Source organism: Shigella sp. FC1544 (genome assembly GCF_001722145.1).
Classification (GTDB): domain Bacteria; phylum Pseudomonadota; class Gammaproteobacteria; order Enterobacterales; family Enterobacteriaceae; genus Escherichia; species Escherichia coli.
In genome coordinates, this window is record NZ_MECT01000034.1 from 1 (window position 1) to 11,597 (window position 11,597).

General features: G+C 52.1%; 11 protein-coding genes and 3 pseudogenes. 2 read left to right on the forward strand and 12 right to left on the reverse strand.

Annotation, left to right across the window (positions count from 1 at the left end; genetic code table 11):
• Nucleotides 1-300, forward strand: a pseudogene (locus BGK49_RS02895) (IS1-like element IS1X2 family transposase); the annotation flags it as partial.
• Nucleotides 301-545: 245 nt separating this feature from the next.
• Here the strand turns inward: BGK49_RS02895 and gss are convergent.
• Entirely contained in the window at nucleotides 546-2,405 is a 1,860-nt protein-coding gene (gss, locus tag BGK49_RS02900) for a bifunctional glutathionylspermidine amidase/synthase (protein ID WP_005043668.1), read from the reverse strand.
• 204 nt (nucleotides 2,406-2,609) lie between these two features.
• Between gss and yghU the strand changes: the two genes are divergently transcribed.
• A complete protein-coding gene (gene yghU / locus BGK49_RS02905; protein WP_005027440.1) occupies nucleotides 2,610-3,476 on the forward strand; it encodes a glutathione-dependent disulfide-bond oxidoreductase in 867 nt (288 codons plus the stop codon).
• 122 nt (nucleotides 3,477-3,598) lie between these two features.
• Here the strand turns inward: yghU and hybG are convergent, their stop codons facing one another.
• The 11 genes and pseudogenes from hybG to BGK49_RS02965 all read right to left on the reverse strand — a co-directional run.
• Complete coding sequence (gene hybG / locus BGK49_RS02910) at nucleotides 3,599-3,847, reverse strand: hydrogenase maturation factor HybG (RefSeq protein ID WP_000334896.1); 249 nt, start codon at nucleotides 3,845-3,847, stop codon at nucleotides 3,599-3,601.
• 12 nt (nucleotides 3,848-3,859) lie between these two features.
• Nucleotides 3,860-4,201 (reverse strand): hydrogenase maturation nickel metallochaperone HypA, encoded by a 342-nt coding sequence (gene hypA / locus BGK49_RS02915; protein WP_000544953.1) that lies wholly within the window; start codon nucleotides 4,199-4,201, stop codon nucleotides 3,860-3,862.
• A complete protein-coding gene (hybE, locus tag BGK49_RS02920; RefSeq protein ID WP_000134014.1) occupies nucleotides 4,194-4,682 on the reverse strand; it encodes a hydrogenase-2 assembly chaperone in 489 nt (162 codons plus the stop codon). Before hybE ends, hypA begins: the two co-directional genes overlap by 8 nt.
• Nucleotides 4,675-5,169, reverse strand: coding sequence for a HyaD/HybD family hydrogenase maturation endopeptidase (locus tag BGK49_RS02925; protein WP_001221946.1), 495 nt, complete (start codon nucleotides 5,167-5,169; stop codon nucleotides 4,675-4,677). Before BGK49_RS02925 ends, hybE begins: the two co-directional genes overlap by 8 nt.
• Entirely contained in the window at nucleotides 5,169-6,872 is a 1,704-nt protein-coding gene (hybC, locus tag BGK49_RS02930) for a hydrogenase 2 large subunit (protein ID WP_000083065.1), read from the reverse strand. Before hybC ends, BGK49_RS02925 begins: the two co-directional genes overlap by 1 nt.
• The gene (gene hybB, locus BGK49_RS02935) at nucleotides 6,869-8,047 is read right to left on the reverse strand and encodes a Ni/Fe-hydrogenase cytochrome b subunit (protein ID WP_000017691.1); all 1,179 of its coding nucleotides are present in this window, start codon (nucleotides 8,045-8,047) and stop codon (nucleotides 6,869-6,871) included. Before hybB ends, hybC begins: the two co-directional genes overlap by 4 nt.
• On the reverse strand, nucleotides 8,037-9,023 hold the full coding sequence (gene hybA / locus BGK49_RS02940; RefSeq protein ID WP_001081880.1) for a hydrogenase 2 operon protein HybA: 987 nt from the start codon (nucleotides 9,021-9,023) through the stop codon (nucleotides 8,037-8,039). The genes hybB and hybA overlap by 11 nt, the downstream gene beginning before the upstream one ends.
• A gap of 2 nt (nucleotides 9,024-9,025) precedes the next feature.
• Nucleotides 9,026-10,144 carry a hydrogenase 2 small subunit gene (gene hybO / locus BGK49_RS02945; RefSeq protein WP_000145410.1) on the reverse strand — a complete coding sequence of 373 codons (1,119 nt, stop codon included), beginning with the start codon at nucleotides 10,142-10,144 and terminating at the stop codon, nucleotides 9,026-9,028.
• A 188-nt stretch (nucleotides 10,145-10,332) separates the two neighbouring features.
• Nucleotides 10,333-10,620: a DUF2623 family protein YghW gene (yghW, locus tag BGK49_RS02955; protein WP_001059136.1), complete on the reverse strand. Its 288-nt coding sequence runs from the start codon at nucleotides 10,618-10,620 to the stop codon at nucleotides 10,333-10,335.
• Nucleotides 10,621-10,738: 118 nt separating this feature from the next.
• Nucleotides 10,739-11,218 (reverse strand): annotated as a pseudogene (gene yghX, locus BGK49_RS02960) (YghX family hydrolase); the annotation flags it as partial.
• Nucleotides 11,219-11,234: 16 nt separating this feature from the next.
• A pseudogene (locus BGK49_RS02965) lies at nucleotides 11,235-11,597 on the reverse strand (IS1-like element IS1X2 family transposase); the annotation flags it as partial.

The following is an 11,597-nucleotide window of genomic DNA, read 5'->3' on the forward strand; positions in this document are numbered from 1 at the left end:
ACGGTTGTGGCGCACGTCTTCGGTGAACGCACTCTGGCCACACTGGAGCGTCTTCTGAGCCTGCTGTCGGCCTTTGAGGTCGTGGTATGGATGACGGATGGCTGGCCGCTGTATGAATCACGCCTGAAGGGAAAGCTGCACGTTATCAGCAAGCGTTACACTCAGCGCATTGAGCGACATAATCTGAATCTGAGACAACATCTGGCAAGGCTGGGACGGAAGTCACTGTCGTTCTCAAAATCGGTGGAGCTGCATGACAAGGTCATCGGGCATTATCTGAACATAAAACACTATCAGTAAGTTGGCAGCATTACCGGGCAAAGTGAAATATCATTTTTTAACGATAAAAAGAGTGTTATTTCTTGTGTATCAGACAATAAGCATTCATTCAAAACCTTTAGAAATAATCAAAACACAGGTATTCCACTGGTTAATATATTCACATATGAAATGAATAAATATTAGAACATATAAATATTGAATATTTTGATTAATCCCCGTACTGATTATTCTTCATAATCAGTACGGGGTTGCTACAACATGTATTACTTTTTCACCACAATTAACGGTTCAATATCACTCTCTTTTTTGATGACCAGTGATTCATCACCGCGCAAACACGTCCCACCGTAGTTGCCGCCCACGGTGAAGGTACATACCTGAATGTATTTACCGTCCACTTTCGGCAAACACCACAGTTGCTGATAGATGTTTTTCTGCTCGGCAAATTTACCGCTGGTTTTGTCCAGCACCTCTTCATGATGGCTGACCAGGTCGATATTGCTACCACAGCGACCGGCAATCGGTTTCACTGCGTAACCTGTTTTCACCAATTCATCATTAACAGTGAAATCGGTATCCAGCAGGTAACGATGGTGCGGGAACAGCGACCAGAGGATCGGCAGAATCGCTTTGTTGCCGGGGATCACCGTCCACAGCGGCTCAAAGACTAGCACTTCCGGGCGCAGCAATACGTCGATAAGACGCACTTCGTTTTGCGGATGACCGGTACGGATTGGCACCGCAGCAAACTCACGGTCGCTAACTTCACGAATCTGATCAAACGCGGTTTCCCACGCCCAGGTTTTCCACACGCAGTTAACCAGTCGCCCTTCCCCATCAATCAGTTGCCCGGCAGCATCCCAGCCCAGTTCATCCAATCCACGCAAGATACGCGTTTCAAAGCCCGCCTGGTGCAGCGCCTGCTCCATAAACTGCGCGTGATAGTTTTCCTCGATATCTTTGTCCTGCATGATATGGACAAACGGACGTGCACAACTGTGTTTCCAGGCACCAGCCAATTCGTTAATCAGCCCTTCCGCCGGATTGAAGCCGTTGCCTTTATAGCCCTGCTCCGCCCAACGTTCGAGGATCAAGCCCGCTTCGGTATGACAGGAGGCGGAGTCGGCGTTGTACTCGTAAACCTTCAGGCCACGCTCATCCATGCAGAAATCCATACGACCAGTGATCATATGGTGACGGCGACGCTGCCAGGAGAGACGCAAACGTGGCCAGAGGATTTTCGGGATGTCGAACAGCGCCAGCAGGTTGTCATCTTTCAGTACCTTGTCGGTTGCGTTAAGATACATCAGGTGCAGCTCGTTGGTGGCTTTAATTAGCTCCTGCTCGGCACTCTCGGTAATGGTGTAGTAATGATAAGGATCCTGATTGATCACCTGACCGTTGGCCTGCACATAGGCGTTTTGCAGCGGATCTTTTTCATCCAGCCATTTACCGTCAAACTGGCCTTTGTTTTCCAGGCGCGCTCCGCTGATTTTCAGCAGCTCGCCTGCAATTTCCGGCTGCGGTAAGCTGTATTCAGTATCTTCCGTCTGGATCATCCAGCCCAGAATGGTGGTGTCATCAAAAGTGTCTTTCAGGGTATAGCAGCCGTTTTCGACCACCATCTCCAGCTCACGCGTCCACTGTTGCCCTTGCGGCAACGGGGAATGAATCACGTTCTGTTCCGCAATACGGACTTTGTTGCCATGCAATTGGGTAATGATGGCGACATGGCCAGTGTCTTTAAATTCACCGCCTTTATCCCAGATAAGAAGCGCACCCGCGACCGGCGCACGCGGCGAGCCGTTAGGAAATGCCTGCAATGGCAGGATGTTGTCATTAACCACTTCTCGCAGGAAGCGCAGCGAGAAAATCTCCCACGCCATACCCACGTCAGTAAAGACCACACCGTAATTCAGAAAGAGAAAACGGCGAGCAAATTCAACGCATTGCCACTTGTGGCCCATATATTCGTCGTCGATATAGCTACGGAATACGGCGTCATCTTCGTATTCCTGCGGATCGAGAGAACTGTAATCTGAAGAGTAGATTGCTACCCCACCTGGGGCGTAGCCCAATAATGTCCCGAACGGGGCATCCTGGCTGGTCGTTCCTTTGCTCATCACTTTACCTTTAACAATACAACCTAAGCAGTTGGCGTAATTGTTGTGCTCTGATTACCTGCTCAGCGACATTAACCGGACAGAGGTCAGACTAATCATACACCTCATCGCAGCGGCTGGCGCAAAGGGTTAAAAAATTCACATTCTGTACAGCAAGTGACCTGCCACACTGCTTCAACACTACCACTCAGAAGGCAACTCACTATGACAGACAATACTTATCAGCCCGCGAAAGTCTGGACGTGGGATAAATCCGCTGGCGGCGCGTTCGCCAATATCAATCGCCCGGTTTCTGGTCCGACGCATGAAAAAACGCTGCCCGTTGGCAAACACCCATTGCAACTTTATTCGCTGGGAACGCCGAACGGTCAGAAAGTAACGATTATGCTTGAGGAGCTGCTGGCGCTGGGCGTTACTGGTGCAGAGTACGACGCCTGGCTGATTCGTATTGGCGATGGCGATCAATTCTCCAGCGGCTTTGTCGAAGTGAACCCAAACTCGAAGATCCCGGCGCTGCGCGATCATACGCATAATCCGCCGATCCGTGTGTTTGAATCTGGTTCGATCCTGCTTTATCTGGCGGAGAAATTTGGCTACTTCCTGCCGCAGGATTTGGCAAAGCGTACTGAAACGATGAACTGGCTGTTCTGGTTACAGGGCGCGGCACCGTTCCTCGGCGGTGGTTTTGGTCACTTTTTCCATTACGCACCGGTAAAGATTGAGTACGCCATCAACCGCTTTACCATGGAAGCCAAACGTCTGCTCGACGTGCTGGATAAGCAACTGGCGCAGCATAAGTTTGTTGCGGGCGATGAGTACACCATTGCGGATATGGCGATTTGGCCGTGGTTTGGCAACGTGGTGTTAGGTGGTGTGTATGATGCCGCTGAGTTTCTTGATGCGGGCAGTTATAAGCATGTACAACGCTGGGCGAAAGAAGTAGGCGAACGTCCGGCGGTGAAACGTGGGCGTATTGTTAACCGCACCAACGGACCGCTGAATGAGCAGTTGCATGAGCGCCATGACGCCAGTGATTTCGAGACGAATACGGAAGATAAGCGTCAGGGGTAAGGGTTGGTGTTCGTCGCAGCAAGCCATCCAGGCCGGATAAGGCGTTCACGCCGCATCCGGCAATCGTGCACAATGCCTGATGCGACGCTGCCGCGTCTTATCAGGCCTACGAAAGCTAATCATCACGCGCTGGTAATGTCGTAATCCATTTGGCGCAGTGCGTCTAATGTGGCTTTGGCTTCATCTTCGTCGATGATGCTCATGGCAAATCCGACGTGTACCAGCACCCACTGGCCCAGTAGATCGGCAGGGTTACCTTCACAAATCAGGGCGATATTCACGTCGCGCTTGATACCACATACTTCAACCTGCGCAAGCTGGTGAATATCTTCACCGACAGCCAGCACCTGGCCTGGAACGCCAATACACATTATTAACTCCGGTTATTCAACTTCAATACTTTTGACGATCAGCGAATCGCCGGTATCGACACGCAACCGCTCGCCGTGACAGAGCGGACACTGCGCATCGTGCTGATGAATCTCCACCACCTGGCTGCAATCCCAGCACCAGGCCTGGGCGGGTTTATAGACGATATGTAAATCGCACCCTTGCGCCACCGTTCCGTGGCAGACAATTTCAAAACTAAAACGGACGGCGCTCTCCTCAACGCAGGAGAGCGCGCCAATTTCCAGCCACACGGCGGTGACGCGCTTAACATCGTGCTGCTCCGCCTGCCGTTGGATAATTTCAACGGCGCTCTGGCAAAGCGACAACTCATGCATTTTCGCCACTCCTGCGACCAAACAGCAGGGCGCGACGCCCTGCGTGTGGTACATCCGGATTCGTGACTGGCAGCGAAAGGATCATTCGTGCGCAGTCATCCGTCAGGCGTTGGCCCTCTTCAATCGACATACTGTGCGAAAGCGGTGACATCAGCGAACAGGAGAGGTATTGCGAAACACCGTCCAGTTCACCAACGGTAAAGGTCATGGTGCCATACGGCAGTTGCAGACCAATTTTTTCACTCACTTTGCGCAGCGGCCAGAGTTGATCCGGGCCGGGGAAGATAACTGCACTCAGCATCCACGGGGTGATCACACATCCCGTCCACTGACCTTCGAACAGCGTAAAATCAGAAACATACACCGGCATTGAAGGATGCAGAAAAGAGAGATCGTGCATCGAACGCCGGGCAATTTCTTCAAACGCTGCCTGTACTTGCGCCTTCGGGGAGGTCTGGAAACCTGCTATCTCTTCAGTCATGAATCGCCTCCCGTGGGATGGCTTCCACGCCTGATTCGCGCAGCGCAGCCAGAACCTGCTCAAGCGCAGGTTCAATCATTGCTTCAACCGTCGGCGTTAAGCCGATGTGTGGCTCCAGCGATTCCGGGATCACGCCGACCAGGGTCAGCTTTTTCGGAAACTCACCGGTGAAGCGCAGGGCCGACAATACGTCGGCCAGGCCAAGCTGATGCGGAGAGATTTTGTTGGTAAACAACGCCGGAACTTCTTCATCCCGCAGGATCATCATCGTTCCCGGCGTGTTCTTTTTCGACACAATGGCATCCGCAATAATCAGATGATCGCGATTTGCCATGTCGCCAAGCAGCTCCATTCCCGCCGTGCCGCCATCGAGGATCTCAACATAATCCGGCAGAATGTATCGTTGCTCTAACGCTTCGACAATCCGCACACCGATGGCTTCATCGGTCAGCAAAATATTGCCGACCCCTAAGACTAAAATACGCATTACAGAACCTTCACTGAAACCACTTCGTTGCCGTCGGCATCCACTACGTGTACCGCACAGGCCATGCACGGGTCGAAGGAGTGAATGGTACGCACCACTTCCAGCGGTTTATTCGGATCAGCAACCGGTGTACCCACCAGCGACTGCTCGTAAGGACCGACGTCATCATTGAAGTTACGCGGACCAGAGTTCCAGGTTGATGGAACAACTGCCTGGTAGTTACTGATAATACCGTCTTTAATAACCATCCAGTGAGAGAGCATACCGCGCGGCGCTTCGAGGAAGCCAACACCTTTGAACTCACCCGTTGCCGGAATGTTCGGTTTCACAAAGGTGGTGTGATCGCCTTTGCCGATATTGGTGATCAGTGCACTGTATTGATTTTGCAGGATATCCTGCAATTCGCAGCAGTGAACGGTACGACCAATAATACGGCCCAGCGTGGAGTGCAGCTGCGCCACTTCCAGCGTGTTGCCAGTCAGTTTCTGATAAATCGCAACGATTTCATTCAGTTTGTTCTGGGTAGATTCGCGACCTGCCGCCAGTTTCACCAGCATATTAGCCAGCGGACCCACTTCTACCGTTTTGCCGTAGAAAGTCGGTGATTTCACCCAGGAATATTTCCCGTCGTCAGACCAACCATCATAAGCCGGAATGGTGGTACCTTCCCACGGTGCCTGCGGCGCTTCGTCTTTATACCAGGAGTGCTTCGCGCTTTCCTGAATGCCTTTGATCAGGTATTCATCTGAATGAGAAGTGATCGGACGATACGAGGACAGATCCGCATTCTCAATGTAGCCGCCCGGGAACAGGAAGCTGCCGTTTTTACTGTCGGTCGGGAATTCCGGCACGCTCAGGTAGTTCACCGCACCTTTACCGCGCGTCAGCCATTCCGGGTAGAACGCGGCAATAACTGCGGTATCAACCTTATAAACCTGTTCAACAAAGTCGCTCAGCTTGTCGATGAAAGACTTGATGTACATCAGGCGCTCAAGGTTCAGCACGCCCAAACCGTCGAGGTTGATCGGGTTCGCGACACCACCTACCGCCAGGTTCTGAATGTGCGGCGTTTTACCGCCCAGCAGCGCCACGACGCGGTTAGCGTCACGCTGGCACTCCAGCGCCTGCAGGTAGTGCGCTACCGCAATCAGGTTCACTTCCGGCGGCAGTTTCATCGCCGGGTGACCCCAGTAGCCATTGGCGAAAATACCCAACTGACCGCTGGCAACCAGATCTTTGATCTTGTTCTGAACTTTAGTGAACTCTTCCGGACTGTTCAGATGCCAGGTCGAAACGCCTTTCAGCATTTCGGAGGCTTTGGTTGGGTCAGCTTGCAGTGCAGAAGTGATGTCCACCCAGTCCAGCGCCGAAAGCTGATAGAAATGAACGATATGGTCATGCGTGGTGTGCGCAGCCAGAATGATGTTACGGATGTATTGCGCGTTAACCGGAACGTCGATATTCAGCGCACTTTCTGCCGCACGAACGGAAGACAGCGCGTGAGTGGTAGTACATACGCCACAGATACGTTGCACAATCATCCATGCATCGCGCGGATCGCGGTTTTTCACGATCTCTTCCATGCCGCGCCACATGGTACCGGAAGCCCATGCTTTCGAAACGACGCCATTTTCGATTTCGCAATCGATGCGTAAATGCCCCTCAATACGGGTTACCGGATCAATAGTAATTCTCTGGCTCATGCTTTGCTCGCCTCATGACGATTATGATCGTTTTGTTTTAAAGGAGGAAGTATCGGCAGTAGACGAATGAGTACGATGTAAGCGCAAATCTCAATAGCCACAAAACCAATAGTAATCAACAGTTCTTCCCAGGTCGGGAAGTAGGCATAACCGCCGCCCGGGTTGAATGCCACCAGCGAATAGGTCAGACGCCAGGTTGCACAACCTAACAGTGCGCTCAGTGCTGACAGGAACAGCATGCGGGAATCATTACGCAGCTTCGCCACACACAGAACGACCAGCGGGAAGAGCATCAGCAGGACTTCAATCCAGAACATCACGGAGTAGAAGTCACCGGCAAACGCTAACGACAGCTTGTCGCGATAGATAAGATCGCCAAAGCGCAGCACGATGAAAATCGCCAGCAACACACTGATGGTGTTGGTCAGCTTGACGAACAGACTCTTTTCATCCGGACCGTTGCCACGCAGACCCGCCTGCACCAGCGAACCTTCAAAGATGACAATCGAGAAGCCCATGATGAACGCCGTCAGCAGCGAGAACAGCGGCAACATTTCATAGCTCTGCCACAACGGATGCACCTTGTAGCCCGCCGAGATCATCAGTGACCCCATTGAAGACTGGTGCATGGTCGGCAACAGCGCGCCAAGTGCAATGATGAAGAACATCACCTTGTTCAGACGCTTGAGAGAAACCTTCCAGCCCAGACGTTCAAACAGTGCCGGAGCAAACTCCAGTGCCATCACGCCGATATAGATGGTCATACAGACCGCCGTCTCGAACAGTACCGAGTTCACGTTGAAGTGCCCCGGAATGTAGAAGTACGGCAGGTTCCAGTAGCGACCCACGTCGATAGTGATCGACAAGCCACCCAGTGAGTAACCAAACAGACTCGCCAACAGCGCCGGACGCACCAGCGGATGGTATTGCCCACGGTTAAAGACGTATACCGCCCACGCCAGCGCCCAGCCGCCACAGGCAAAGCCGGTACCAATCAGCAGGTCAAACGCGATCCACACGCCCCACGGGAAGCCGCCGTTCAGGTCAGAGACAGAGCCCAGACCGAACACCAGACGCTTCACAATCAGGAGCATACAGATGACGATTAACGGTCCAAAAATCATGACCGGTTTACTGATGATTTTGCCGCCCAGCGGTTGTGGATCATGACTCATGATCGTCTCCTCCGTCGTGATGGTCGTTTTTGGTGTTGCGACGAACCAGCACGGTTAAGCCCGCCAGCACAGCCAGTGGTAGCATCATGCCTTTATACAGGGTGTGTTGAATATTTTCGGAACGCGCACCGGTAGAAAGATCGTCCAGTTTCGGCAGGTCGAGATTTTCATAAGGCACACCCGTCAGTACCAGAACCTGAGTACCGCCGCCCTCTTTCTCGCCGTACAGATGCGGATAATATTTCGGCACCGTATGCAGGTAAGTGTCGCCAGATTTCAGCGTCTGACGCGGATAGTGGTATTCGCTGCCAGGCTTCAGCGCCAGACGTTTTTTCGCCTCCGCCATCAGCTCTTCACGCGTACCGAAAATCACCGCGCCCGCCGGGCACACTTCTACGCAGCCAGGCAGACCGCCTTTATCGAGACGTTCCACACCTTTCTGGTTGCACAGCTCGCACTTATGCAGCGCACCAAACGGGTTGTTGTAGTCGTACTTCGGCACGTTGTACGGACAGGCGACCATGCAGTAACGGCAACCGGTGCACACGTCTTTGTCGTAATAGACAATGCCGGTTTTCGGATCTTTTTTCAGTGCAGAGACCGGGCACACAGAGACACAGTTCGGATCGACGCAGTGCATACACTGTTTCTTAATGTACGCGTAGCCGTTCTCCTCCTGGTCTTTGTTGACCCCTGTGCCGCTGGTCCACACCTGAATGATGTTATTGGTATACGGCGACAGTTTGTCGTTGTTCGACCAGGTCTGTTCCCCTTGCGGGTTACGTTCAGGGAAGTTGATATCCTGACACTTGGTGACGCAAGCTTGGCAGCCTACGCACAAGGTCGAGTCGTACAACATCCCCAGCGATCCCGGAATTGGCGGGCGGTTTTCAGCAGCCGCATGACTGACAGACGGCAGCGCGCCCGTCAGCAATGCCCCGCAGGAGGCTGCTTTAATAAAATTACGTCTGTTCACGGTTATTCTCCCCGTGAGTCAGCGTTATCTTTCTTTTGCTGACGACCCAGTTCACGCACCGCCATCACGCTGACACCGGCAACCAGCCCAACCACACCGCCGAGCAAACCAATAGCGCCTGCAGAGACGTTGCCGCCCTCTTTAGCGTTAACATCCGGTTTCTGTGAACGCGGAGTCTGATTTTCGACGTTGGCAAGCTGATGGATGCCTTTATGGAAGCCGATACCTTCTTCGTTACAGCCATAGCATGGGTGACCAATCGCTACCGGCCACACGCCGCCAACATCGCAGAATTGCAGCGTTGAGCAGTTGCCGTAAGTTTCTGGCCCTTTACAGCCGAGGTGGTACAGGCACCAGCCTTCACGGTGGCCTTCATCACCGAACTCTTTGGCAAAACGACCAGCATCGAAGTGCGGGCGACGTTCGCAGTGTTCGTGAATCAGACGGCCATAGGCGAAGGTCGGACGATTTTTGTCATCCAGTTTCGGCGGTTTGCCGTAAGTGATGATGTGCGCAACGGTCGCGAGGAAGTTGTGCGGGTTCGGCGGGCAGCCCGGAATATTGATAACGGTTTTGCCTGGCAGAACTTCTTGCAGGCTGACTGCGCCAGTTGGGTTAACTCCAGCTGCGGCAACACCGCCCCACGCAGAGCAGGAACCGATAGCGATAATCGCTGCTGCGCCTTCTGCCGCTTTGCGGATGTGATCCACAATCGGCTCACCAGCAACCATGCAATAAATACCGTTATCTTTTAATGGGATGGAACCATCCACAACCAACACATACTGCCCTTTGTACTTCTCAAGTGCGTTATGTTTGTTCTCTTCGACCTGATGACCGAAGGCGGCGGAAAGCACTTCGTGATACTCCAGAGAGATAGTCTCCAGCACGAGGTTTTCTACCGTTGGATGCGTTGCACGAAGCAGAGATTCCGTACAACCGGTGCACTCCTGCGCGCCAATCCAGATAACTGGCGGACGCTGCGGGTTAGTAACCGATTCGGCCATCTCTGCAGCGGCTTTGCTACTTAACCCCATGGTGGCGGCTAATGCTGCACAAAGCTTCATAAAATCACGACGGTTAATGCCGTGAGAATGGATGAGGGTGTTATCTCCAGTCATTTATAGTTATTCCGTTGCGAAGACCTGGCATATATTTTGCCTCAATCGCAAAATCAATAATGCGATCGATGCGCCATTTACCACACATTTATTATGGTTATCGATATCATGATACTGCGGCGGGGCGCTAAAACGAAGGGAAGAAGCATTAGTGTAATTAATTAAAGCAAGATAATACGTATGTTTGATCAATTTTCGAGGCGATAACCGGCCATAAAAAAGCGCAACGTAGAACAGGAATTATTCTCACGAAAGAAATCCATTACCATCTCTTTATCCAGTCCATAGCGGCGCGTCAGAATACCCGCTTCCCAGGCGCTAAGCTGGCGATCTCCGGTCTTTTCGTACATCCGGTGTGAGTAGCCTAATACAAAACCGCGTTTATAATCGGCACAGAATTTTGTCACATTAACCGCACTGTCGGCATGCGTTGCTTTTAATCCCGCCATTAAGCCTTTACCAAAATGGTTATTCATCGTTCACCTCATTCGCTATATATTATCATATATAGCGATATTTTAGGCAAAGAACGACTTTTGCGCACACTATTTTTTCATGCTTGTTTAAGACGTAATCCCGTAAGAGATAAACCCATCAGGAGAGATATTTATCGAACCATTTCAGCGTCCTTTGCCAGGCAAGATCGGCGGCAGATTTGTCATAACGAGGCGTGGAATCATTATGGAATCCGTGATTAACCCCCGGATAGATATACGCCTCATAGACCTTATTATTGGCTTTCAACGCCGCCTCATAAGCGGGCCAGCCCTCGTTGATTCGGGTGTCCAGTTCCGCGAAGTGGAGTAGTAAAGGCGCTTCAATCTTCGCCACATCGGCAGTGGGTGCCTGACGACCATAAAACGGCACCGCGCAGGCCAGTTCCGGATACGCGACAGCCGCCGCGTTCGATACGCCACCGCCATAGCAAAATCCGGTAATACCCACTTTGCCTGTCGCTTGCGGATAGCGTTGCATAAACTCAATTGCGGCAAAGAAATCATTCATCAGTTTGGTTGGATCAACCTGCTGTTGCAGCTCACGACCTTTATCATCATTTCCCGGATAACCTCCAACGGGTAATGACTCCAACTTACTGATAGTGTTTTATGTTCAGATAATGCCCGATGACCTTGTCATGCAGCTCCACCGATTTTGAGAACGACAGTGACTTCCGTCCCAGCCTTGCCAGATGTTGTCTCAGATTCAGATTATGTCGCTCAATGCGCTGAGTGTAACGCTTGCTGATAACGTGCAGCTTTCCCTTCAGGCGTGATTCATACAGCGGCCAGCCATCCGTCATCCATACCACGACCTCAAAGGCCGACAGCAGGCTCAGAAGACGCTCCAGTGTGGTCAGAGTGCGTTCACCGAAGACGTGCGCCACAACCGTCCTCCGTATCCTGTCATACGCGTAAAACAGCCAGCGCTGACGTGATTTAGCACCGACGTAGCC

Bases quoted from the DNA above. Each gene is read 5' to 3' on its own strand.
- gss (WP_005043668.1), bottom strand. From the start codon at position 2,405: ATGAGCAAAGGAACGACCAGCCAGGATGCCCCGTTCGGGACATTATTG.
- yghU (WP_005027440.1), top strand. From the start codon at position 2,610: ATGACAGACAATACTTATCAGCCCGCGAAAGTCTGGACGTGGGATAAA.
- hybG (WP_000334896.1), bottom strand. From the start codon at position 3,847: ATGTGTATTGGCGTTCCAGGCCAGGTGCTGGCTGTCGGTGAAGATATT.
- hypA (WP_000544953.1), bottom strand. From the start codon at position 4,201: ATGCATGAGTTGTCGCTTTGCCAGAGCGCCGTTGAAATTATCCAACGG.
- hybE (WP_000134014.1), bottom strand. From the start codon at position 4,682: ATGACTGAAGAGATAGCAGGTTTCCAGACCTCCCCGAAGGCGCAAGTA.
- BGK49_RS02925 (WP_001221946.1), bottom strand. From the start codon at position 5,169: ATGCGTATTTTAGTCTTAGGGGTCGGCAATATTTTGCTGACCGATGAA.
- hybC (WP_000083065.1), bottom strand. From the start codon at position 6,872: ATGAGCCAGAGAATTACTATTGATCCGGTAACCCGTATTGAGGGGCAT.
- hybB (WP_000017691.1), bottom strand. From the start codon at position 8,047: ATGAGTCATGATCCACAACCGCTGGGCGGCAAAATCATCAGTAAACCG.
- hybO (WP_000145410.1), bottom strand. From the start codon at position 10,144: ATGACTGGAGATAACACCCTCATCCATTCTCACGGCATTAACCGTCGT.
- yghW (WP_001059136.1), bottom strand. From the start codon at position 10,620: ATGAATAACCATTTTGGTAAAGGCTTAATGGCGGGATTAAAAGCAACG.